The following is a 23568-nucleotide window of genomic DNA, read 5'->3' on the forward strand; positions in this document are numbered from 1 at the left end:
AAGCCGCGTTACGGGATTGTCATATTGATGACGCACGGCGGGGAAGAGCATGTTTCAACCACTCGTAGACACCAAGAAGTCTCAGTATTTCGATCAACTTCATCCGAACCGGTGCCGGAACTGCGGCAAAACGTGGTGCCAACCCCGCCCGACGGGTCTTCGCCAAGGCAGCGCGGCGGGCATAGGCGACGCGATGCAGGGTGACGCGGCGCGCGGTGGTGTCGTAACAGGCGAAGCAGGCGCGGGCGTCGGCCCCGCGCGGCTCCCCCACCGTGCCGGGGTTCAGCAGGTAGAGCCCATCCGCCCGCAACTCCGCACCCAACACCGCCCGGTCGTTGAGCCCGCCGTCCAGCGCCACCGCATGCACCGCACCGTCGCGCCATTCCCACAGCCCGGCCCGATGGGTGTGGCCGAAGGCGCAGATCCGCGCGCCCGACGGATGCGCCGCGAGCGCCCGCAGGCTCAAGGCCCGCTTTCCGTCATCGTCGAGCCGGACCAGCTCCTTGCCAACCTCCGGATGCAGGGCACCATGGACGCCGACCAGCGTGCCGTCCACATCGGCGGTCAGGGGCAGGCCGGTCAGGAAGGCACGGCTGTCCTCGTCCAGCCTTGCCCCGGTCCAGGCGACGGCGCGCGCCGCCGGGCCACTGAACCCGTCGGTGCCGATCAGGCCCGCCACCGCCCGGTCATGGTTGCCGGCGATGCAGACGGCGCCGGCCTGCCGCAGCAGGGCGATGCAGGCGGCGAAGTCGGTGTTGTAGCCGACGATGTCGCCGAGGCAGAGGATGCGCTCCGCCCCCTCCGCCCGAATGGCGTCGAGCGTCGCCTGCAACGCCTCCAGATTGGCGTGGATGTCGGAGATCAGGGCGATCTTCATGGGTTATCGGGGGTCAGGGCTTCACAAGGCGGCCGGACCGGATGCCGCCGGGCATGCGCGCGAGCAGCCGGTCCAGCTTCGGCCGCAGGAAGGGCATCGGGTCGTCCGGCGTGATCGCCTTCGCCTCGCAGCGCGCCACCCAGGCCAGCCAGTGCGCCGCCGGCACGCCGCTTTCCCGCGCCGCCAGCCGGTCCTTACTGATGTGGCACCAGCAGGCGCCGGGGCGCGCCTTGGCTTGGGATTGGGCTTGGGCCGGGGCAGGGCGGGGCCGGCCGGTCAGGTCCGCCTGCACCATCGCCGGCAAATTCACCCCGGCCACCGCCCCCAGATGGTGCCACAGGTTGAAGCGCGGGTTGATCTCCAGCAGGTGCAGCCGTCCGTCCGGGGCGCGCTTGAAGTCGAACTTGGCGACGCCGCGCAGGCCGATCTTCGCCGCGATCTCCCGACCGAGCGCCGCCACATCGGCGCCCTCGCCGTCGATGTCGGTGATGGTCAGCGCCGTGCTGTGGCCGTAATCGACAGGGTAGGTGCGGATCTTGCGCCCGGTGAATTCCCCGGCCACAGCACCGCCGGCGTCGATATAGACATGGTGGCTTTCGATCCGCGTTTCCGGCCCGGGGATCAACTCCTGCGCCAGCAGCTCGATGCCGACCGGAATCAGACGCGGCCACAGGGCGCGAAGCTCATCATGCCCGTCCAGCCGGATCGCCTTGCCCAGCCCCTCGATCTCGTCCCAGGGCGGACGGCGGGTCAGCGGCTTGACGATCAAGGGATAGCGCAGGTCCAACTCCGGCGCCTCGCTGCCGGGCAGGGGACGCAGCCGGCGGGTGCGCGGCACCGGCAGACCCAGCCGTTCCGCCATCGCCTGGAAGCGGCCCTTGTCCACCAGCGTCTCCACCAGTTCGGCGTCGGCCAGCGGAAGGCGGAAGACCGAAGCCAGCCGGTCGCGGTTGCGCGACACCATCAGCAGCTGGGCGTCCTCCTCCATATACAGCACCGGCTTTTGCGACTGGGCGGCGCCGAAGCGCAGTAGACGGTCGACCAGCGTCCCGTCGTTGCCGCCTTGCCAGGGGATCAGCTGCGCGGTGAAGCGGGAATGGGCGGTCGCCCCGTCCGGCGGCCCGACCACGGCACAGCGGATACCGGCAAGCCCCAGCGGGCGCACCAGATCCATGTCGCCCAACACGCAGGCCAGCGGCCCGGCCTTCATCCCGGTCTTCATCGCCAATTCCCCCGTTCGGATCCCGCACTCAAATGCCTTTGGCCGGCGCGATCCATCCGCGCAGCGACCGCTTGACCGCATCGGCCATCACCCCGCGCGCCCGTCGGACATGCGCCTCCATCCGCCGGCTGAACCGGTCGGGGCCGAGCGTCAGCCAGTTCATCGGCTGTTCGGCGTTGGAGAGCAGCGGCTTGTGCCCGGCCGGGGTCGACATGAAGTCGTAGCAATCCTCGCCGCGGACCAGCGCCTCCTCGATGGCCAGCACATGGCTCAGCAGCCCCGGCTTCAGCCGGTTGTCGGCCTCGAAGGCGAAGCCGCCCTGATAGTTCAGCACGCGGTTGCGGTGGACGAAGTTGTAGAGATAGCCGACCGCCTGCCCGCCGGCGCTAACCCGGCTCAGCCGCACGGCGCCCTGCGGCATCCCCTCGGCGATCAGCCGTCGATGGAAGGGGCGGAAGGCGGCATTGGCGAAGGCCCCGGCCTGCCCGCGCGCCTGCCAGCCGGCCTGATGCAGCACCTCCAGCCCGGCGAAATACTCCAGCGCCTCGTCCACCGTCGTGGCGACGCGGTGTTCCAGCGCACCGCGAGCCCGGTAAAGCCGCTCGCTGCGGTTCACCGCGGCCCGCGTGTTGCGGCCGAGCCCGCCGCGGAAATCGCCTCCCGCCGCGCGCACCGTGGCGAAATCCACCCACTGTGCGGAATCGGCGACGCGCAGTTGCAGCGTGTGCCCGGTCCGCGCCGCCACCCGCCGGGCCGCCCGCTCCGCCGCCAGGGTCAGGCCGCCCAGCACCAGCTCGTCGTTGGCACCCAGCCGCCCGCCCAACCAATGCAGCATGGCGTCCGTCACCTCGTCGGCGACGCGGCGGTCGGCGAGGATGCCGTTATACTCCATGAACAGCCGGTCATAGCTGCGGTCGCCGGTCTCGTGCAGCATCCAGCAGCGGCTGGGCAGCAGCCCGAACCGACGCCGCAGGCGCGGGCAGAGCAGGGCCAGCCCGACCGTCTCATCCTCCTGGCGGGCGACCAGCAGCTGCGGCTCGATCCCATCCGGCATCTGCGCCAGCCAGGTCCCGATCCAGGTCCAGGACAGGAAGAAGGAAGAGTCGGAGCGGCCTTCCAGCTCCGTCCATGCCCGTGCCAACTCCGGCATCGACGGCAAGGGGCGCAGGGCGACCTGTATGTCAGTTGCGGTTGCGGAACCGGTCGCCCTCTGCCGGAGGGTGCCGTCGGAGTCGGTGCGTGGCCAGATGCTCATCGGCGCGGCGTCTCCGGTAGATATTCTCTACCGAAAACAACACGCTGGTCAGACGAACGGTCCCGTCTACGCCGGGGACACCCGAAAGTCTGCGCGGCGCAAACGGGTGCCGCGAAGGGGCTGAGTGGCTATACGAAGTTGCCGGCCCGGCGCGTGAAGCCGGGCCGGCAGTCGCAGGTCAGCGCTTCACCGTGTCGGCGGACTGGCCGAACAGGATCTTCTTGCTGTCCTCATTCACCGTGGGCGTGCGGTTGGGGTTGATCTCCTGCCCCTTTTCATAGGCGCGCACCACCGCCGGCCGTTCCTTGATCGCGGTGAACCAACGCTTCAGGTTGGGGAAGTTGTCCAGATCCTGCTGCTGGCGTTCGTGCGGGACGATCCATGGGTAGCTCGCCATATCGGCGATGGACAGATCCGCCCCGCCGAGGAACTCATTGTCGGCAAGGCGCTTGTCCATCACGCCATAGAGACGGCCGGTCTCCTTGACATAGCGCTCCATGGCGTAGGGGATGCGCTCCGGCGCGTATTGGACGAAATGGTGGTTCTGGCCGGCCATCGGGCCGAGGCCGCCGACCTGCCAGAACAGCCATTCGAGGACCGTCTTGCGGCCGCGCACGTCGCCGGGCAGGAACTTGCCGGTCTTCTCGGCGAGGTAGACGAGGATGGCGCCGGATTCGAACACGCTGATCGGCTCGCCGCCGTCGGCCGGGGCGGTATCGATGATCGCCGGCATGCGGTTGTTGGGCGAGAAGGCCAGAAAGTCCGGCTTGAACTGGTCGCCGGTGGAGATGTTCACCGGCTTGAAGCTGTAATCCAGCCCGGCTTCCTCCAGAAAGATCGTGATCTTGTGGCCGTTCGGCGTCGGCCAGAAATAGAGGTCGATCATCCCAAACCCTCCTGCGATTTATCGGCCTGACGGTCCAGGCCGTGATTTCGGGAAAAAGGTTAACCGCTTCGATCCGGCTGGCAAGCCCGCGCAGACGCGCGGCAGACCTCCGATCCGCCACCCATATTCCGTTTATCGAAATTCAATTTCATTTTGTTGACAGGCATTTTCGCATCTGTCAGCGTGGCCAACGAACAGACGAGGCGGCGCCCCCTCGATCCCCCCGACGCTTGGTTTCCCCTGAAATCATTCTCCCCGGACGGAGAGCACGCATGGCCTTGGACAAGGACGTTTTGGATCAACTGCTGGACACGCTGGGGCGCTTCGTCCGCGAGAAGCTGGTCCCGCTGGAGCACAAGGTGGCGGAGGACGACGCCATCCCGGCCGAGGTGATCGGCGCGATGCGCGAAATGGGCCTGTTCGGCCTGTCGATCCCGGAGGAGTATGGCGGGCTCGGCCTGTCGATGACCGACGAGGTGCAGGTCGCCTTCCAGCTGGGCCAGACCTCCCCGGCCTTCCGCTCGCTGATCGGCACCAACAACGGCATCGGCTCCCAGGGCATTGTCATCGACGGCACGGCGGAGCAGAAGCAGCGCTATCTGCCGCGTCTGGCCGCCGGCGAGATCGTCGGCGCCTTCGCCCTGACCGAGCCGGAGTCCGGCTCCGACGCCGGCTCGCTCCGCACCACCGCCCGGCGCGACGGCGACCATTTCATCCTGAACGGCACCAAGCGCTATATCACCAATGCGCCGCAGGCCGGTCTCTTCACCGTCTTCGCCCGCACCGACCTGGACAGCCGCGACGCCCGCGGCGTGTCGGCCTTCCTGGTGGAAGCCGGGACGCCCGGCCTGTCGCTCGGCCCCATCGACAAAAAGATGGGCCAGAAGGGCGCCCACACCTGCGACGTGATCTTCGAGGACTGCCGCGTTCCGGCCGCCGCCATCCTGGGCGGCAAGGAGGGGCAGGGTTTCAAGACCGCCATGAAGGTGCTGGATCGCGGCCGTCTGCACATCGGCGCCGTCTGCGTCGGTCTGGCGGAGCGGCTGATCCGCGACAGCCTGTCCTACGCCATGGAGCGCAAGCAGTTCGGCCAGCCTCTCGCCGAGTTCCAGCTGATCCAGGCGATGCTGGCCGACAGCCGGGCCGAGGCCTATGCCGCCCGCTGCATGGTGCTGGAAACCGCGCGACGCCGCGATGCCGGGCAGAACGTCAACACCGACGCCGCCTGCTGCAAGATGTTCTCGACCGAAATGGTCGGCCGCGTCGCCGACCGCGCGGTGCAGATCCATGGCGGGGCCGGCTACATCGCCGATTACGGGATCGAGCGCTTCTACCGCGATGTCCGCCTGTTCCGCATCTATGAGGGCACCACCCAGATCCAGCAGCTCGTCATCGCCCGCAACATGATCCGGGAGGCGGCATGACCGCCGGGCGGCCGGTTCCCGATTTCGCTGAAATGGTGGCGGCGCTGCCGCCACGCTTCAGCAACGCCGCGCTTGCCTGGGCGGAACGGACTCCGGACGCCCCCGCCCTGTTCGACGGGACGCAGGACTGGAGCTATCGCCGCTTGGCCCAGGCGGTCGGCAGCGCCGCCGCGCAGTTGAAGCGGCTGGGGGTGGTCGGCGGCGACCGGGTGATGATCGTTTGCGAGAACGGCCTCGCCGCCGTCACCCTGATCCTGGCCGCCAGCGAGCGCGACGCCTGGCCGGTCATCGTCAACGCCCGCCTGTCGGATCGCGAGATCGACACCATCCGCGACCACTGCCAGCCGCGCCGCGTCTTTTATACCGATACGGTATCCCATGAGGCTGCCGCCCACGCCGCCCGCCATGGCGCGGAGCCGCTCGGCGACCCGGATCTGCCGCCGATGGCCGTCGGTCCGCTGCTGGACGCCGATCCGGAGCCGGTCCATGCCGGCAACATGCGGCAGGTCGGCGCGCTGATCTACACCTCGGGCACCACCGGCAAGCCCAAGGGCGTGATGCTTTCGCACCGCGGCCTGCTGTTCGTCGCCTCGGTGTCGGGCTGGATGCGCGGGCTCGGCCCCGGCGACCGCACCTATGGCGTGCTGCCGGTCAGCCATGTCTTCGGGCTGGCCTCGACCTGTCTCGGCACCCTCTATGCCGGCGGCTGCCTGCACACGGTCCCCCGCTTCGCCCCCGCAGCCGTGTGGCAGGCCCTGGAACAGGACGGGGTGACCGTGTTCCAGGGTGTTCCAGCCATGTACGCCAAGCTGGTGGAGCACGCCACCGTCACCGGCCGCAAGCCCGCCGCGCCGGCCCTGCGCTACCTGTCGTCGGGCGGCTCGGTGCTGGACCTCGACCTCAAGCTGGCGGTGGAGCGGGTGTTCGGCCTGCCGCTGCACAATGGCTACGGCCTGACCGAATGCTCGCCGACGGTGACGCAGACCCGATTGGACGCGCCGCGCGGCGACACCTCCATCGGCCCGGCCCTGCCGCTGGTGGAGATGCGCTTCGTCGACCATGTCACCGGCCTGGACGCGGCCGGCGGCGAACCGGGAGAGCTGTGGGTCCGCGCGCCCAACGTCATGCTCGGCTATTACCGCGAACCGGCGCTGACCGCCCAGGCCGTCACTGACGACGGCTGGCTGAAGACCGGCGACGTCGCCCGGCTGGAGCCGGACGGCTGCGTCGCCGTGGTCGGCCGCATCCGCGAGATCGTCATCCGCTCCGGCTTCAACGTCTATCCGGAGGAGGTGGAGGGGGTGCTGACCAGCCACCCGGCGGTGACGCTGGCCGCGGTGGTCGGCTATGCCGTCGCCGGCAACGAGGAGGTGGTGGCCTTCGTCCAGTTCGTCTCCGGCCGCAGCGCGACGGAGGATGAGTTGAAGGCCTGGGCCGCCGAACGGCTGGCCCCCTACAAGCGCCCGTCGCGCATCGTCGCCATGGACGCCCTGCCGGCCAGCCCGACCGGCAAGCTGCTGAAAAGCGGCCTCCGCGCGCTCGCCGCCGAGGTGATGGCCGCCTGACGCAGAGACCGGAACACCGAAAAACAAAGCCTCAAAAAGCAATGCCCATGGGAGGGACCAAAAGCATGACCCGGACGCTCGCCAATCTCGTAACCGTCTCGGCCCTCGCTCTGTCGGCGGCGCTCGGCGCCGGGGCGGCGCAGGCCAAGGACTTCCTGCTGGGTTCCGAACTGCCGCTCACCGGCAGCCTCGCCCGCGTCGGCCAGGGCATGCATGAGGGCATCTCCGTCGCCGTCGAGATGGCGAACAGGAGCTATGCCGGCAAGCATAGCTTCAAGGTCCAGACCATCGACGACGAGACCTCGCCCGCCAAAGGTGTGGCGGCGGTGGAGAAGCTGGCCGGCGACGGGGTGGTGGCGATCACCGGCGGCTACGGCTCCAACATCATCGGCCCGGCGTCGGAAGCGGCGCAGAAGGCCGGGCTGGTCTACATCACCTCGGGCGGGGTGTCGCCGGAGCTGACCCAGCGCGGCTATCCCACCTTCTTCCGCATCAACAACACCGACGGCTATGCGCTCGCCATGATCGGCATGTTGCAGGAGATGGGCGCGAAGAAGGTTTCCATCGTCTATCTGAACAAGGATGCCACCAGCAGCCTCGCCAAACAGGTCAACAGTGCGCTGACCGCCAAGGGCGTCACGGTCGGCATGCACGAATTCGACGGCTCAACCAGCGACTTCAAGCCGCTGATGAACAAGGTGAAACTCCAGGACCGTCCCGACGTCATCGCCATGGTCGGCTACGAGAACGATTATGTCGGCATCCTGCGGGCATCCAAGGTGCTGAAACCGCAGGTCAAGGCGGTGGTCGGCGTCTGGTCGCTCGCCACCGCGCAGATGGCCAAGGAATTCCCCGACCTGATGGAGTCTGTCTACGGCACCTCCATGCTGCCCTACCCGGTGGAATTCACCCAGCCGGAAGCGGTCGAGTTCGCCGCCACCTACAAAAAGCTGTTCAACAAGGATCCCGACTATCTCGGGCAGTTCGGCTACGTCCAGACCCGCCTGCTGATCGACGCCGTCGTTCGCGCCGACGAGGCGGGGACGCTCGCCAAGGGCGGCTTGGCCGACGAGTTGCGCAAGACCGACGCCAACACCCTGATTGGCCGCGTCACCTTCGACAAAAACGGCGACAACCTGAACTTCACCCACCGCATGGGCCAGCACCAGGGCGGCAAGGTGGTCCTGGTCTGGCCCCAGGACGCCGCCAACGGAAAGATGAACTTCCCGGCGGTGCCTTGGTGAGCGAGCCCCCCTTTCCCCGCCGGGGAGAGGGGAAATGGCCACCTCCAACAGGGTGCAACCCATGTTCGAACTGACGCTCCAGGCACTGTTCTCGGGCCTGCTCGCCGGCGGCTATTACGCGACCGTGGCGGTCGGGCTGGCGCTGGTGTTCGGGACCATGCGGGTCATCAACCTCGCCCATGGCGAGCTGGTGCTGCTGGCCGCCTATGTTGCCTATGCGGCGGAAACCACTTATGGCGTCAACCCGGTGATGGCGATCCCGGTGGCGCTGGTGATCGTCGGGTCGGCGTCGGCCATCGTCTATGCGCTGCTCAGCCGCATCCGGCAGGACCGCGAGATCAACTCGCTGATCCTCACCTTCGGGCTCGGGATCATCCTGACCAACGCCATCCTGTCGATCTGGAAGGCCGACATCCACTCGACATCCGATCCCTGGTTCCAGGATTCCCTGGTCGTCGCCGACACCCTATTCGCGATGAATGCGGAGGTCGCGTCCTTCGTCGGCGGGCTGGTGCTGATGGCCGGCGTCTGGTGGTGGCTGAACCATTCCTGGCAGGGGCGCGCGGTGCGGGCGCTGTCGTCGAACCGGGCGGCGGCGACGCTGATGGGGGTCAATCCGCGCAGGATCGAGATCCTGTCCTTCCTGATTGCCGCGCTTCTCGCCACCTTCGCCGGCTTCGCCATCTACACCGGCAAGACCGTCTTCCCGGCGCTCGGTCATGTGCTGACGGTCAAGGCCTTCATCATCACCGTGCTGGCCGGCATGGGGTCGATCCCCGGCGTGCTGATCGGCGCCGTCATGATCGGCGTCATCGAATCGCTGACGGTCACCTACCTGTCGGCCTCGCTTCAGGAATTGGCGGGCATGATCCTGTTCCTGGTCGTGCTGTTCGTCTCGCCTTCGGGCCTGTTCGGCGGGGGGAGGGCACTGGCGCGATGAGGAATTCCCCGATGAACCGTCTTCTTCTGATCGCCGCACTCGCCATCGCCTATGTCGGCGTGCCTTTGCTGTTCGGCGGCAACGCCTATGTGCTGGGGCTGATCGTCGCGGCGCTGACCATCGCCGGGGTGGCGGTGGCCTGGGCGCTGCTCGGCAACCTCGGCGGCATGGTCAGCTTCGGCCACGCCGCCTTCTTCGGGGTGGGGTCCTACACCTCCGCCGTGCTGGCGATGAAGCTGGGGGTGCCGGTCTTCGCATCCATGCTGCTGGGCGGGGTGGGGGCGGCTGTGTCCTCCATCGCCATGCTGCCAGCGCTTCGGCTGCGCGGTCCCTATTTCGCGCTCGCCATCCTCGCCTATGCCCACATCTTCCAGATTCTGACGACCGAGATGACGCCGGTCACCGGCGGGGCCGGCGGGCTGCTGTCGATCCCGCGCTTTCCGAAAGTCCTGGGCTTCGATTTCGGCGAGAAGCTGGGCGGCTACCTGATCGTCCTGACCATCGTCGTACTGGCGGCCCTCGCCTATGACGCCATCCGGCGCAGCACCTGGGGCCTCGCCCTGAAGGCGATGCACGACACCGAGGTGGCGACCCGCGTGGTCGGCGTGCCCAGCACGCATCTGAAGGCGGCGATGCTGGTGCTGTCGGCCTTCATCACCGGGGTGGTCGGCGCCTTCAACGCCCATTTCATCAGCTTCCTCGACCCCGACTACGCCTTCTCCAGCGGCTGGACCGTGCTGCCCATCGCCGCGGCGATCTTCGGCGGCTACCGCACGGTTTGGGGGCCGGTGGTGGGGGCACTGGCGATCTATCTGGTCGACCAGCTGCTGTTCAAGCCGATCCTGCCGCACGGCCACCAGATGATCCTGGGCGTGCTGCTCTGCGCCATGATCCTGTTCAGCCCCGGCGGCCTGATGCCGACCTTGCGCCGCCGCCCGGTGAAGGAGAGCCGCCATGCTCACGCTTGAAGGTGTCCAGGTCAATTTCGGCGGCGTCCAGGCGCTGAAAAGCGCCAGCTTCTCCGTCGCGGAAGGGGAGAGCATCGGTCTGGTCGGCCCCAACGGCGCCGGCAAGACCACGCTGTTCAACGTCATCTCCGGCGTGGTGCGCCCCACCGCCGGGCGGCTCGACTTTCGCGGCACCTCGCTCTTGAAGCTGCCGGAATGGAAGCGGGCACGGCTCGGCATCGGCCGCAGCTTCCAGATCCCGCGCCCCTTCGGCCACTGCACGGTGCGGGAGAATCTGCTGGTCGCCCAGCGCTTCGGCGCCGGCAAGAAGGACTTGAGGCGGATCGACGAAATCCTCGACATCCTGAACCTGCGCGACAAGGCCGACCGCGACGCCACCAGCGAATTGGCCCTGACCGAGCATAAGGCGCTGGAGGTCGGCAAGGCATTGGCGACCGAGCCCAGCCTCCTCCTGCTGGACGAGGTGCTGGCCGGACTGGAAACCAGCAGCAAGCGCGCCTTCATGGAACGGCTGGCGGCGGTGCGCGACCGCTACCGCCTCGCCATGGTCATCATCGAGCATGACATCGCCACCATCGCGGCGCTCTGCCCGCGGGTGCTGGTGCTGAATTTCGGCCAGATCATCGCCGACGGCTCCCCCGGCGCGGTGTTCCGCGACCCGGAGGTGATCCGCAGCTACACCGGCGAGACCACCCTTGCGGAGGCATCATGACCAACGCGCTCGACATCCTGACGCTGCGCGCCGGCTATGGCGCGATCAACGTGCTGTGGGACGTCTCGCTGTCGGTTGAGGCCGGCAAGACGACGGTGATCGTCGGCCCGAACGGTGCCGGCAAGACCACGCTGCTGCGCGCCATCATGGGGCTGGTGCCCGCCACCTCCGGCGACATCCGCGTCGACGGGCAGAGCCGCAAGGCGGCGAAGACCTGGGACCGGGTGGCCGACGGGCTGGTGATGATCCCCGAGGGCCGGATGATCTTCCCCGACATGACGGTTGAGGACAATCTGATGATGGGCGCCTTCCCGCGCGGCTGCCGCAAGGACTGGAAGCGCAACAGGGCGATGGTCATGGACATGTTCCCCCGGCTGGCGGAACGGCGCGGGCAGATCGCCGGCACCCTGTCGGGCGGCGAGGCGCAGATGCTCGCCATCGGCCGCGGCCTGATGGAGCAGCCGCGCGTCTGCCTGATCGACGAGCCGTCGCTCGGCCTCGCCCCCGTGGTGGTCGACGAGATCTTCCGCATCCTGGCGCGGCTGCGGGCGGAGGGGCTGACCATCCTGCTGGTGGAGCAGAACACCAGCCGCGCCCTGAAGATCGCAGACCATGTCTATCTGATGCAGTCGGGCAAGGTCGTGCTGTCCGAACGCGGCGACCGGGTGGACCTGGAGCGTCTTCACGCGCTTTACTTCGCGCACGAAACAGCCGCGTGATGGAACAGGGTATGGACGATCTGCTGAACGGGGAGCCGGAGTCGGGCTTCCAGCGCCTGCTGGGCTACGCCTTGAGTCGCTGGGAGGAAGGCGAGGCGGAGCTGGCGATGGCCATCGACGACCGCCACCTGAACCGGGCCGGCGTGGTGCATGGCGGGGTTCTGGTGACGCTTTTGGACACGGTTTCCGGATTCTCGGCAACATACTGTCCCTTCCCCGGCCGGGTGCGGCGGGTGATGACGCTGTCGCTGTCGACGAGCTTCCTGGGTCAGGCACGCACCGGTACGCTGATCGCCACCGGCCGGCTGCGCGGCGGCGGGCGCAAGATCATCGGCGTGGCGGCGGAGATCCGCCACGCCGATACCGGCGCCCTGATCGCCACGTCGGAAGGCATGTTCAAATACCGGCCGGGCAGCGAGAACCGGGAGGGAACCGAGCTATGAGCGGACAATTGACCGTCGCGCGCCAGGGCCGCGTGATGGTGCTGACGATGGACGACGCGGCCACCAAGAACGCGCTGGGGCCGGAGATGATGGCCGCCGCACGCGACGCGCTGGTCCAGGCGGCCGAGGATCCGGGGGTGGGCGCCATCGTCCTGACCGGGGCCAACGGCACCTTCTGTTCCGGCGGCAACTTGGGCCGGCTGCTCGGCAACGCCAAGGCCGATCCGGAGGTGACCCGCGCCAGCCTGGAGCGCTTCCATGGCTGGACCCGCGCCATGCGGGCCTGCCCCAAGCCGGTGATCGCCGCCGTCGAGGGGGCCGCCGCCGGGGCCGGCTTCTCGGTGGCGCTCGGCTGCGACCTGATCGTCGCGGCGGAGGATGCCGTGTTCACGCTCGCCTACGTGAAGGTCGGTCTCAACCCCGACGGCGGGGCGACGGCCTTCCTCGCCCGTGCCGCGACGCCGCAGCTGGCGGCCGAGATCATGTTCGAAGGCGGCAAAATCGGCGCGGCGCGGCTGGCCCAGCTCGCCATCGTCAACCGGGTGGTATCGCCCGGTGCCACGCTGACCGAGGCGCTCGTCTGGGCGGAGCGGCTGGCGGGCGGGCCGACGCTCGCCATTGGCCGGGCCAAGCGGCTGATCGAGAGCGGCTTCGGCGCGCCCGACGACCAGCTCGACCGCGAGGCCGCCTTCTTCGTCGAAGCCCTGCACGGGGCGGAGGCGGCGGAGGGCATCACCGCCTTCTTCGAGAAGCGCGCCCCCAACTATCCCCGCTAAACCAGAAGGTTGCGCCTGAGCTTATCGTCAGGCCAGCAGCGACAGGGTAGGATCGGGCGGGGTGGGTGCGGCGTTTTCCAGGGCGCGGACGATGTCCGACGGCGCCCCGGTCAGCCGCAGGGGCTCCGCCCGGCCGGCGAAATACAGATCGGTGCCACCGTCGCCCCCGCTGCGCAGATAGGCGACGGCGATGGGGTTCACCAAAACGGTTTCCCCGGACGTATCGGTCAGTTCGACGAATGCCATTGCGTGTATCCTCTCTCGCGTCCGGGTAAAACGCTCTGCGATGGTGTATGTTTCCAACCCGGACGTTCAGTAGGGCGCCATGACCGAAAGGGAGTACCCCTTCGACCTCTTGAACGGAGCGGAACCGCGACAAACATGGGCGGTTCAGTTGATCGAAGCCGAACAGGCTTCGGAAACCGGACGGAACGGGCTATAAGCCCGCACCGTCATTCAAGGGAGCATGCCGTCTTGAAGGTGCTTGTCGTCGAGGACGATCCGCTGATCGGTCCGGCCGTGAAGGCCGTTCTGGAGAATGCGGGCTATACCGTGGTTGGACCGCTGCGCGACGCCGCCAAGGCTACGCGGGTCGGTGCCCGCGAATGTCCCGAACTGGCGCTGGTCGACGTCAATCTCGCCGGTGGAGAGAATGGCTTGGTCCTGGCCCGTCGCCTGTGGGAAGAAAATGGCATTCCGTCGCTGCTCATGACCGGCTTCGATCACCACGCCGCCGAAGCCCGCGCCTTCGCCATGGGCCTGCTGCGCAAGCCGGTGATGCCGGACGCGCTGGTCCAGGCCGTCGGCGCCGCCGGGGAAATCCTGGGCGGCCTGCGCCCGTCCTCCACGCCGGCCGCGCTGGAGATCTTCCACGGCTCCGCCGCCATGGCCGCCGGCCTGCCGAAGGCGCGCACGGCCTGACCGTTCACCGTCCTTTAGACGCCTGAAAACGCCCGCCCTTCGGCGGGCGTTTTCGTTTCCGCATGACGCGCGATCATTCCGGATTGCGGCTGTTGATGGGGTGGCAAGCGGGGACGAACCGGACCCCACCGACAAGTTTTCGGCCTGCCGCCGCACCGGCGTTGACGGGCCGCCCAGCGAAAGGAATCCCCATGAAGAGCCTGATGATCGGCGCCGCCACCGCTCTGGCCCTGATGGCCGCTCCGGCCTTCGCCGCCGGCAGCGGTTCAATCTCCGGCAGCCCGGCGGCCAACAGCGCCGGCTCAAGCACCAACTCCAACCAGACCAACCCACCCTGCACGTCGAACAACCAGCTTGGCTGCGGCAGCATGGGCGGCGTGGACAGCAAGAGCGGCGCCACCAGCGGTTCTTCGATGGGCAGCGGATCGATGACCGGTTCCGGCTCTTCCAGCTCGACCAACGGCACCGGCGGCAACAGCCTGGGCAACAGCGGCTCGATGGGCACCGGTTCCGACGGCCCGGTCGGCACCCAGCAGCCGTCAGGCTCGATGGGCGGTTCGATGGGTGGCGGTTCGTCCACCGGCACGGGCAGCACCGTCCGCTGATCCAGGCGTTCCGGACATGAAGAAGGGCGCGCGGTCACCCGCGCGCCTTTTCCCGTTCCAGGTTGGCCGTCAGCCCTCGGCGGACAGCAGGGCCACCGGCAGGTCGGCGAACAGCGTCGCCGCCATCACCGCGTCGCCGCTTTCAACCTCTGCCCCCGTCAGGCGATTACGCCAGCCGGTGCCGCGCGGCAGCGGGATGGCGGTGTTGCCCCAATCGGGCTTTTCGCCCAGTTGCCCGACCAGCCGCGGCACCGCCACCACCACGGTTGCGTCACCGGTGCGGCGGGCATAGGCCACCACATGGTCGGCACGCTCGCCGGTCGCCTCCAGCGGCAGATACTCCCCGGCGCTGAAGACCTCCGGCATCTCGCCACGAACCGCGAGGGCCTGACGGGTCACCGCCAGCTTCACGGCACCGTCGGTCCAGCGTTCCAGCAGGCCGGCAACCGTGCCACGTTCCACGATACCCTCGACCTCCTCCAACAGCTCGCGGCGGGCGTCATAGTCCACCGGCAGCCGGTTGTCCGGATCGACGAGGCTGAGATTCCACAGCTCGCAGCCCTGATAGATGTCGGGCACGCCGGGGCTGGTCAGCTTCAGCAGAGCCTGGGAGAGGCCGTTGACCATGCCGGTGCGCGCCAGCGACGCCTGGAAGGGCAGGAAAGCTTCCAGGAAGGCATTCCGGCGGGTCACGTCCAGCGCATCGTGGATGAAGCTGACGACCGCGCCTTCATAGGCCTCGTTGGGCGCCGCCCAGGTCGAATGTACCTTGGCCTCGCGCATCGACTTGGTCATGGCGCCGACGATGCGCTCGGCGAAGGCCGTCATCGCCGGCTGTTCGATCCGGTCGACCGACGCTCCGGTCAGTTCCGCCGGCCAAGCGCCGAGCAGCAACTGATAGAACAGATACTCGTCGTTACGATCGGGCGGGGCGGTGCCCTCCACATCGCCGCGGCGGGCGCGGAGAAGCCGGCTCCAGGTCTGGACCTGACGCTCCCACTCCTCCGGCATCTCCGACAGGGCGTAAAGGCGGGCACGGGTGTCCTCGCCGCGCTTGGTGTCGTGGGTCGTGCTGGCCAGCATGTTGCCCGGCCAGTTGCGGGCCCGGTCCTGGTTGGCGCGGTGGAAGGCGGAGACGCTGACGCCGAAATGGTCGGGATGGCCGCCGACCTCGTTCAGCGCCACCAGCCGGTTGTAGCGGTAGAAGGCGGTGTCCTCCAGCCCCTTGGCCATCACCGGCCCGCTGTACTGCTGGAAGCGCATGGCGAAGCGGGTGACCTGCCGGTGGCTGTAGCCGCTCTTGGGAGCCGCCACCAGATCGGTGGTCAGCAGGCGTTGCAGGAAATCATAGACCGAACCGTCCGGCCCCTGCTCGACCCGCCGCGCCTGGGAGATCGCCCAGTCGATGTCGCGGCGGTCCAGATCGCTCGGCACGCCGCCGTCGACATAGGTGCGATAGACGGGGAAGCGGGCGATGGTCTCCTTCAGCGCCTGATGCAGGATGTTGGCGGTGAAGTCGGCCGTGGCCGGGTTGGAGCGGGCGATGCGCGCCGCCTTGCGCGACAACACGTTCAGCTCGCTTGCCATTTCGCTTTCCATGATGCGGATCTTGCACTGCCGCACCACCTCTTCGAAATTGTCGCGCCGTCCGATGAAGTCGCCATAGAGACGGGTGAAGGCCTCCTCCGCCTTGGGATCGACGAACAGGCCGCCCATCAGGTTGGCGTATTCGTAGCCGGTGGTGCCGTCTATCGGCCAATCCTCGCGCAGCCGCTCATGCCGGGCCAGGATCTTCTCGACCACCAGATAGAAGGGCTTGGAGGACGCGGCGACCAGCCGCTCGCAATAGCCCTTGGGGTCGATCAGCCCGTCGATATGGTCGATGCGGATGCCGTCGAGCGTGCCGTCCGCCACCATCCCCAGAACCATGCGGTGGGCGACGTCGAACAGTTCCGGCTCGTCCATGCGCAGGCCGGCCAGTTCGTTGATGTTGAAGAAACGCCGGTAATTGATGTCGTCGGCCGCGACCTTGAAATAGGCGACGCGCCAGTTCTGGCGGCCGATCAGCTCGTGCAGGTGGCCCCAGCTGTCGATCTCTCCCTGATAGCCCCGGAAGACGGACAGCCGCTGGGCAATCGCATCGGCCACGTCCGGCCGTGTCGCCACCAGCGTCGCCAATTCCGCCTTCTGAACGCCGGCCCGCGCGATCTGATGGGGACGGGCGTAGGCAAGATGGGCGAATGCATCGCCGATGCGCTCCAGATCAGGGTGATCGGTGCCCAGGATGGTGCCGTAATCCTGCGGCCGCACCGGCAGCTTGTGGCTGTCATAGGCCCAGACGGCGAAGCTTCCGGTTTCCGGATCGAAGCGCAGATCCAGCCCGCCCGACACCAGCACAGCGCCATACTGGTCGCCCAGGAAGGGCACCAGAAGCTTGCCCTGGAGATAGCGGTAGTCGGATTCCCATTCGATGTCGAAATACCCGGCATACGGGCTTTCCGCCCCCCACTCCAACACGTTCAACCACCATTCGTTGTCGGAGCCGCCGACCCCCATGTGGTTGGGAACGAAGTCCAGGATCTGGCCCAGCCCGTTGCGCTTCAGCGCCTCCACCAGATCGCGGAAGTCGTTCTGGTCGCCGACCTCCGGGTTCAGCTCGTTGTGGTTGACGATGTCGTATCCGTGGGTGCTGCCCGGCCGCGCCTTCATGTAGGGAGAGGCATAGAGATGGCTGACGCCCAGTCGGGCGATATAGTCGGCGATGGCAGCGGTGCGGTCGAAACCGAACTCGCCATTCAGTTGGACCCGGTACGTCGCACGAGGGATGGGCTTGCCGGCGGCGGGGGCCATGGGTGTGTGCTCCTCGGAATGGGAAAGGGCGGAGTGGAAAGGGACGACGGGGTCAGGTGCGGACGGGGGCGGAGGACGGACGCGCCGCCGCCAGGATGTCGGCGACCGCCGCCGGTTCCGGCGCGTCGGCCAGATCCTCCAGCGTCATCGACAGCTTGCGGCGCCAGTTGGGGTACTGGTCGGTGGTGCCGGGCAGGTTGACCTGATCGCGCTCGCGCGTCAGGTCGTCCAGCTGCGCCACCGCCAGTGCCGAGTTGGTGCGGGCAAGGAAGGCGTGCACCGCGTGGTCCAGCGCCTCGTCATAGGGGCTGTCAGGCGTGAGGCCGGCGGGCAGGGCGATCCCGGCGGCACGCAGGGCATCGACCAGGGCGCCACGGTCGGCCGACCGGCGGGTTTGCTGCTTCTCCTCCTCGTCGTCGGCCGGATAGAGGCCCTTCTCGGCCTTCAGCGTGATGTCGTCGCCTTCCCACCAGCCGCGCAGCGTGGCGAGGTCGTGGCTGCCGACGGTGGCGAGCGCCAGTTCCGGATACTCCTTCGGCCCCTTGAAGGCGCCGTCCTCGGTCCATTCGAAAAAGACGACGCGGTAGCTCAGCACCCCGGCCTCGGTCATCCGCTCGCGGAAACCCTCCGGTACGGTGCCCAGATCCTCGCCGACGACGAGGCAGCGGTGACGCTGGCTTTCCAGCGCCAGGATGCCCAGCAGATCCTCCATCGGATAGGCGACATAGGCGCCTTCGCCCGGCGGATGGCCGTCCGGGATCCAGTAGACATGCTGGAGCGCCATCGCATGGTCGATGCGCAGCGCCCCGGCATGGCGCATGTTGGCGCGGACCAGATCGATGAAGGGCTGATATCCCGCCGCACGCAGCGCCTGGGGATGGAAGGGCGGCAGCCCCCAATCCTGGCCGGCCGGGTTGAACAGGTCGGGCGGGGCGCCGACATGGGCGGCGTCGACCACCACCTCAGGCGTCATCCAGGTCTCCGCCCCGCTGGCATCGGCGCCGACCGCAAGATCGCGGTAGAAGCCAATGGCCATGCCGAGTTCGGCGGCCCGCTCCGCCGCCAGACGCAGTTGGTCGTCCGCCAGCCATTGCAGCCAAGCGAAATAAGCGACGCGGTCGGAATTCTCCGTGGCGAAGCGCTCAACCGCCTGCGCCGTGGCGTCGTGGTAGTCCGCCGGCCACCGGTGCCAGTCCGCCTTGCCCTCGGCGGCGAAGCGTTCGCGCAAGGCCTGGAAGGTGGCGAAGCGCTCCAACCCGATGCCCCCCTCGCTCCGGAAGGCGTCGAAGGCGGCACGACGGTCCGGCTTGGCCGATGCCCGGAAACTGGCAAAGAGCTTTTCCAGGATCGGCAGCTTCAGCCCGGACACCGCCGTGTAATCGACGTTGGCGGAGGCGCGGGCCGCGTCCAGCGCCTGCCGGAACTCCGGCGAGGCGACGTCCTTCCGCAGGTCGGCATCGTCGAGGAATTCCGCGACCGCGGTGACGTCGATGTAGAGCGGGTTCAGGAACAGCCGGCTGGCCGGGGAATAGGGGCTGGCATGTTCGGGATTGTCGAGGAACATGGCGTGCAGCGGGTTCAACCCGATCACCGCCGCTCCACGCGCCGCCGCGATGTCGGCCAGCGTCCGCAGGTCGCCGAAATCGCCGATGCCCCAGTCATGCTCGCTGCGCAGGGTGTAGAGCTGCGCCGACAGGCCCCACAGCTTTTCCCCCACCAGCATCGGCGTCGGCAGATGGCAGCGGGCGGGCGCCAGGATCAGGCGGGTTTCCGCCGCGCCGTGCTCCGTCTCCACCCGCAGCGTGTGGTAGCCGGCCTGGGCCAGCGGACCCAGCGGCAGGCGGCGTTCGGCATAGGTCACGTCGCCGGCGGTGATGCAGCGGCAGCGCGGCAGGCTGCCGAAACCGACGACGCCGCTCTGCGTCTCCCCGCTTTCCAGCGTCAGGGTATAGCGCAGGGTGCGGGTGCCGTGGGGCAGGGTGACCGGCACGGTGACCGCCTCGCCCGCCCGGCGGACCACCGCCGGGGGCAGGGCGCGGCCATACTCCTCCTCGTCCAGCCGGTCGAGATGGGCAAGTGCGGCGGCCTCGTCCCCCGCTTCCACACCCATGGCCGACAACAGGGCGCGGACGGTGTCCTCGCTGGCCGTCACCGTTTCCCCGGCTGCATTGTCGAAGGAGCGCTCCACCCCGATGCGGTCGGCCAGCCGGTCGAGTGCGGAGGCTTCCTCCAGCCACAGCACCACCGACCAGGGACCGAGCGTGTCGCCGGTCAGCCCGGCGCCTTCCGTCCACAACACGCGGCCCGTAACCTCGGGGAAGTCGGCGGCCGGGCTGTCGGCCAGATTGGCGAAGGCATGCAGGCGGCTGCCGTCGCCCAGCTTCCAGCAGACAGTCAGGCCGGTCTTGCCGGCGACGCCGTGGCTCGACGCACCGCCTGGAACGCCGTCCAGCCGCGGGACGATCTCCGCCCGCCGCAGGGCCAGCGCCCGGCGATACCAGTCGAGCCAGTCGGCATGCTCCGGTGCCTCGCGGGCCTCCCAGTCCAGCTTGGCCGACTCAGCGGTCTCCGGCGCGGTGGGGTCGGGAATGCGGGCGCGGGCGTCGGGGTCCTGGAATTCGGGGAACTTGGCGAACTCCTCCGCCCGGCCCTTGCGCACCGCCTCGGCCAGTTCGTCGCCGAAGTCGCAGAAGAAGGGGAAGGGCTTGGCCGATGCCCATTCCTCGCCCATGAACAGCATGGGGATGCCGGGCCCCAGCAGATAGAGGATGGTGGCGGCGCGAACGGCTTCAGGCTTGGCGATGTGGGAGATGCGCTCGCCGAAGGCGCGGTTGCCGATCTGGTCATGGTTCTGGATGAAGGTGACGAAGGCGGTCGGCGGCAGGTGGGCAGACGGCTCCCCGCGCAGCTCGCCGTCGCGGTAGGCCGACGGCTCGCCCTGGAAGGCGAAGCCCTCCGCCAGGGTACGGCCCCATTTGGCCGGATCGTGGGCGTAATCGGCGTAGTAGCCGCCATCCTCGCCGGTCGCGGCACTGTGCAGGCAGTGGTGCAGGTCGTCGTTCCACTGGGCGGAGTGCCAGCGCGGATCGCCCTCGCGGTGGCGGGTCAGGAAGCGCGCCTGATTGGCATCGTTCTCCAGCACGAGATGGACATGGCGCTGGTTCTGGAAATGGCTGTGCACCCGCTCCGCCAGCTCCTCCAGGACATGACGGTCGCTGTCGTCGATGATGGCATGGACGGCGTCCAGCCGCAGCCCGTCGAGGTGGAACTCCTCCAGCCAATAGAGCGCGTTGTGGACGAAGAAGTCGCGCACCGGCCCGCTGCGCTCGCCATCGACGTTGATCGCCGCCCCCCAGGGGGTCTTGTGCCGCTCGGTGAAGAAGCTGTTGGCGAAGGCGTGGAGGTAATTCCCCTCCGGCCCGAAATGGTTGTAGACGACGTCGAGGAAGACCATCAGCCCGCGGGCATGGGCCTCCTGCACCAGAACCTTCAGATCCTCCGGCCGGCCATAGGCGCTGTCGGGGGCGAAGGGCAGCACACCGTCATAGCCCCAGTTGCGCGTTCCGGGGAAGTCGGCGACCGGCATCAGTTCGATGGCGGTGACGCCCAGTTCGACCAGATCGTCCAGCCGCTCGATGGCCGACAGGAAGGTGCCGCCGGGCGTGAAGGTGCCGACATGCAGCTCGTACAGCACCGTCTCGTGCCAGGGCCGGCCGGTCCAGGCGGCATCGGTCCAGACATGCACGCCGGGGTCGATCACCTCCGACGAACCATGCACGTCGTCCGGCTGGAAGCGGGAAGCCGGATCCGGCACCGCCAGCCCGTCCGGCAGGACGAAGCGGTAGCGGCTGCCGGCCTGCGCCCGCGCGGTGGTCAGGCTGAACCAGCCGTCACCCTGACCCTCCATCGCCACCGGCTGGCCACCGTCGTCGAGCGACAGCAGGATGGACGCCACCGAAGGCGCCCAGATCGAGAAACGGACGGAGCCGTCGGCCTGCACCTCCGCCCCGAAGGGCATGGAGTGGCTGCGGCGGCGCTCGTCCACCGGGGCGATGCGGTCACGGTCGCGGCTGGCGATCTCCGGACCGGCATCGGCGCGGATGATGGCGGTGACGCCGGCCAGCGGGATCGCCACCCAGCCCGGCCGGTTGGCAAGCTCGTAGCCGACCTCATACAGCGCCTTCTCCAGCAGGAACAGCTTCAGCAGCGCCGGGGCCGCCTGGGCATCGCGCGGGAAGCCGGGGCAATCGCCGATGGCGGTGCGGTAGCCGTCGAGGAAGGCAGCCGATGCCGCCCCTTCCCACCAGGAGAGCCACGCCGTGCGGGCGTCGCGCGACGGGCCGTCGAGACCGGCCGGCATCGCGTCGCGCGCCATGGCGGCGGCATAGGCGATGGAGCGCAGCATCCCGGCGACATCGCGCAGGATGCAATGCTTGGCCCGCCGTTCGGCCAGCGGGCGCATCGGCTCGCCTTCGAAATCGACGATCTGCACGTCACCGCGCGACACCAGCACCTGCCCCAGGTGATAGTCGCCGTGCAGCCGCATGGCGCTGAGATCGGCGGTCGCCGGGATCAGCGCGTCGATCTGCGCCATCACCGCCGCCTCGCTGGCGGCAAGCGTGTTGGCCTGTGCCGAAATCGCCGGGTCCAGCGCCGGCCCCGCAGAACGCAGCCGTTCCAGCACGCGCTTGGCCAGGGTGCGCACGCCGCCCGCCCACTCCGTCAGCCGCTCCGCCGTCGCCGGTTCCGGCGTGAAGGCGTCGCCGCCGCCGGGGGTGGCGAGCGCCCGGTGCAGCTTCGCCGTCCGCTGCCCCAGCAGGCGCAGGAAGGCAACGCTGTCGGCATCGCCGGCCTTGGACGCGTCGGTGTCTTCGAAGCGGGCGACGCGGTCGTTCAGGTAGCCGGTGACATGCCCCCAGGCGTCCTTCGCCTCCGGCACCAGCTCCTGCATGACGCACAGCGTGGTGGAGCCGGAGCTGTTGGACCGCTCCACCCAGCCCAGCAGGGCCGGCGTGTTTGGGAACTGCGCCACCTCGGTCAGGAAGCGGCTGACCTCCAGTTCGGGATGGATGCCCGGTTCCAGCTTGCGCAGGCCCTTCAGGATGGCGGTGTCGCCGATGCGGATGGAGGTGTTGGACTGCTCCGCCGTCATCCGGTGCAGCGGGGCGTCGGCGCGCAGCCGGTCGGACAGCGCCTCGCAGGCGCGGGTGTGGCCGGCGGTCAGGCCGGCGGACAGCGCCGTTTCCCCCGGCACCGTGTCGCGCTTCAGGATGGCGCCCAGCAGCGCGCGGACCACGCCGTCATCGGCATAGCCGTCGCGCAGCCGGCCGGGACTCTGCAAATCCTTGGAACCGGCAATCGCCGATTCATCCTCGCGGGTGCCGCGGTCGAGGATCAGGGGAAGCTGGTAGAGCTGAGGGTCACGCCCCGGCGGTTCGACCCGCAGCAGGCAGAGCTGAGCCTGCGCCCCGCCGGCCAGAGGCAGCGGCAGGGCATCGACGATGCGCACGACCGGCCGTCCGGCGTCCTTCGCCGCATACCAGCGGCGGGTCAGCAGATGGTCCGGCAGCAGATCGTCCTGGAGGCGGGACAGTATCTCGCTTTCCAGCGGGTTCGCCAGCACGGTCGGCTGGGCATGTGACTGCGGCGCAGTGGGCACGAGGGCTCCTCCCCTGTTGAGCGCTGGGTGGCACGTCGCTCAAACAGCACGGAGGGAAGGAGTTCCCGCACCCGCGAAGCCGTTTCCACGAACGACCGCGCCTTCTCCCAAAAGAGTGGTCAGACGGTACGCGGGTGGTGCGGCAGATGGGCGATGCGGCCGATCCGCTCGGCCACTTGAAGGGCCTCGACCACATCGTCCAGACGGCCGTCGCGCATCAGGTTGTGCGCGTGGGTGTTCAGTGCGGCGACGACGGCCCGTTCATCGGACACCCCGCGGGCCGGCTGACCGTCCGGGTCGAGCACGGTGGCACCCAGCGCCGCCATGGCCTCCGCAGTCAGGTTCACGGCCTCCGACAGGGCCTCTTCGTCGTCATCCGCGGCGGTCAGGATCGGTTCCAGAAGCTCCGCAAGGAGACGGGGGGTCATGGTGCTAATCCTCGGTGACATTCTCAGGCCGTCCCCTTCGACGTCGGTGCTGCACGGTCTATCGGTACAACAGC

General features: G+C 68.5%; 19 protein-coding genes. 11 read left to right on the top strand and 8 right to left on the bottom strand.

Annotated elements, in window-relative coordinates; translation table 11 throughout:
• Nucleotides 1–19: 19 nt before the first annotated feature.
• The 4 genes from ABNQ40_RS16925 to ABNQ40_RS16940 all read right to left on the bottom strand — a co-directional run bounded on the left by ABNQ40_RS16925 (nucleotide 20) and on the right by ABNQ40_RS16940 (nucleotide 4240).
• On the bottom strand, nucleotides 20–877 hold the full coding sequence (locus ABNQ40_RS16925) for a metallophosphoesterase (RefSeq protein WP_109050454.1): 858 nt from the start codon (nucleotides 875–877) through the stop codon (nucleotides 20–22).
• Between the two features lie 13 nt (nucleotides 878–890).
• Complete coding sequence (locus tag ABNQ40_RS16930; protein WP_247879852.1) at nucleotides 891–2099, bottom strand: ATP-grasp domain-containing protein; 1209 nt, start codon at nucleotides 2097–2099, stop codon at nucleotides 891–893.
• Nucleotides 2100–2127: 28 nt separating this feature from the next.
• Nucleotides 2128–3354, bottom strand: a complete 1227-nt coding sequence (locus ABNQ40_RS16935; RefSeq protein WP_109050453.1) for a GNAT family N-acetyltransferase — start codon at nucleotides 3352–3354, stop codon at nucleotides 2128–2130.
• A gap of 178 nt (nucleotides 3355–3532) precedes the next feature.
• On the bottom strand, nucleotides 3533–4240 hold the full coding sequence (locus ABNQ40_RS16940) for a glutathione binding-like protein (RefSeq protein WP_109050452.1): 708 nt from the start codon (nucleotides 4238–4240) through the stop codon (nucleotides 3533–3535).
• A 272-nt stretch (nucleotides 4241–4512) separates the two neighbouring features.
• On the opposite strand from ABNQ40_RS16940, the gene ABNQ40_RS16945 reads away from it, so the two are divergent.
• The 9 genes from ABNQ40_RS16945 to ABNQ40_RS16985 all read left to right on the top strand — a co-directional run bounded on the left by ABNQ40_RS16945 (nucleotide 4513) and on the right by ABNQ40_RS16985 (nucleotide 13031).
• Complete coding sequence (locus ABNQ40_RS16945) at nucleotides 4513–5664, top strand: acyl-CoA dehydrogenase family protein (protein WP_109050451.1); 1152 nt, start codon at nucleotides 4513–4515, stop codon at nucleotides 5662–5664.
• Nucleotides 5661–7229 (top strand): class I adenylate-forming enzyme family protein, encoded by a 1569-nt coding sequence (locus ABNQ40_RS16950; RefSeq protein WP_109050450.1) that lies wholly within the window; start codon nucleotides 5661–5663, stop codon nucleotides 7227–7229. The genes ABNQ40_RS16945 and ABNQ40_RS16950 overlap by 4 nt, the downstream gene beginning before the upstream one ends.
• A 65-nt stretch (nucleotides 7230–7294) precedes the next feature.
• The gene (locus ABNQ40_RS16955) at nucleotides 7295–8473 is read left to right on the top strand and encodes an ABC transporter substrate-binding protein (protein ID WP_109050449.1); all 1179 of its coding nucleotides are present in this window, start codon (nucleotides 7295–7297) and stop codon (nucleotides 8471–8473) included.
• A gap of 61 nt (nucleotides 8474–8534) precedes the next feature.
• A complete protein-coding gene (locus ABNQ40_RS16960; RefSeq protein WP_109491009.1) occupies nucleotides 8535–9413 on the top strand; it encodes a branched-chain amino acid ABC transporter permease in 879 nt (292 codons plus the stop codon).
• A gap of 11 nt (nucleotides 9414–9424) precedes the next feature.
• Nucleotides 9425–10381, top strand: a complete 957-nt coding sequence (locus ABNQ40_RS16965; protein ID WP_109050448.1) for a branched-chain amino acid ABC transporter permease — start codon at nucleotides 9425–9427, stop codon at nucleotides 10379–10381.
• Nucleotides 10368–11093, top strand: coding sequence for an ABC transporter ATP-binding protein (locus ABNQ40_RS16970; RefSeq protein ID WP_109050447.1), 726 nt, complete (start codon nucleotides 10368–10370; stop codon nucleotides 11091–11093). Before ABNQ40_RS16965 ends, ABNQ40_RS16970 begins: the two co-directional genes overlap by 14 nt.
• On the top strand, nucleotides 11090–11812 hold the full coding sequence (locus tag ABNQ40_RS16975) for an ABC transporter ATP-binding protein (protein ID WP_109050446.1): 723 nt from the start codon (nucleotides 11090–11092) through the stop codon (nucleotides 11810–11812). The genes ABNQ40_RS16970 and ABNQ40_RS16975 overlap by 4 nt, the downstream gene beginning before the upstream one ends.
• On the top strand, nucleotides 11812–12255 hold the full coding sequence (locus ABNQ40_RS16980) for a PaaI family thioesterase (protein ID WP_391347447.1): 444 nt from the start codon (nucleotides 11812–11814) through the stop codon (nucleotides 12253–12255). The genes ABNQ40_RS16975 and ABNQ40_RS16980 overlap by 1 nt, the downstream gene beginning before the upstream one ends.
• Entirely contained in the window at nucleotides 12252–13031 is a 780-nt protein-coding gene (locus tag ABNQ40_RS16985) for an oxepin-CoA hydrolase, alternative type (protein WP_109050444.1), read from the top strand. The genes ABNQ40_RS16980 and ABNQ40_RS16985 overlap by 4 nt, the downstream gene beginning before the upstream one ends.
• 27 nt (nucleotides 13032–13058) lie before the next feature.
• Here the strand turns inward: ABNQ40_RS16985 and ABNQ40_RS16990 are convergent, their stop codons facing one another.
• Nucleotides 13059–13277 carry a hypothetical protein gene (locus tag ABNQ40_RS16990; RefSeq protein ID WP_109050443.1) on the bottom strand — a complete coding sequence of 73 codons (219 nt, stop codon included), beginning with the start codon at nucleotides 13275–13277 and terminating at the stop codon, nucleotides 13059–13061.
• A gap of 234 nt (nucleotides 13278–13511) precedes the next feature.
• Between ABNQ40_RS16990 and ABNQ40_RS16995 the strand changes: the two genes are divergently transcribed.
• Nucleotides 13512–13952 carry a response regulator gene (locus ABNQ40_RS16995; protein ID WP_244592578.1) on the top strand — a complete coding sequence of 147 codons (441 nt, stop codon included), beginning with the start codon at nucleotides 13512–13514 and terminating at the stop codon, nucleotides 13950–13952.
• A gap of 191 nt (nucleotides 13953–14143) precedes the next feature.
• Nucleotides 14144–14557: a hypothetical protein gene (locus ABNQ40_RS17000; protein WP_109050442.1), complete on the top strand. Its 414-nt coding sequence runs from the start codon at nucleotides 14144–14146 to the stop codon at nucleotides 14555–14557.
• Between the two features lie 69 nt (nucleotides 14558–14626).
• On the opposite strand, the gene treY is transcribed toward ABNQ40_RS17000, so the two are convergent.
• The 3 genes from treY to ABNQ40_RS17015 all read right to left on the bottom strand — a co-directional run bounded on the left by treY (nucleotide 14627) and on the right by ABNQ40_RS17015 (nucleotide 23494).
• Complete coding sequence (treY, locus tag ABNQ40_RS17005) at nucleotides 14627–17407, bottom strand: malto-oligosyltrehalose synthase (protein ID WP_109050441.1); 2781 nt, start codon at nucleotides 17405–17407, stop codon at nucleotides 14627–14629.
• A gap of 52 nt (nucleotides 17408–17459) precedes the next feature.
• The gene (treZ, locus tag ABNQ40_RS17010; protein ID WP_391347350.1) at nucleotides 17460–23066 is read right to left on the bottom strand and encodes a malto-oligosyltrehalose trehalohydrolase; all 5607 of its coding nucleotides are present in this window, start codon (nucleotides 23064–23066) and stop codon (nucleotides 17460–17462) included.
• A 119-nt stretch (nucleotides 23067–23185) separates the two neighbouring features.
• Nucleotides 23186–23494 (bottom strand): hypothetical protein, encoded by a 309-nt coding sequence (locus ABNQ40_RS17015; protein ID WP_098737678.1) that lies wholly within the window; start codon nucleotides 23492–23494, stop codon nucleotides 23186–23188.
• Nucleotides 23495–23568 lie beyond the last annotated feature (74 nt).

This window comes from Azospirillum sp. A23, assembly GCF_042938965.1.
GTDB classification, from domain to species: Bacteria; Pseudomonadota; Alphaproteobacteria; order Azospirillales; family Azospirillaceae; genus Azospirillum; species Azospirillum melinis.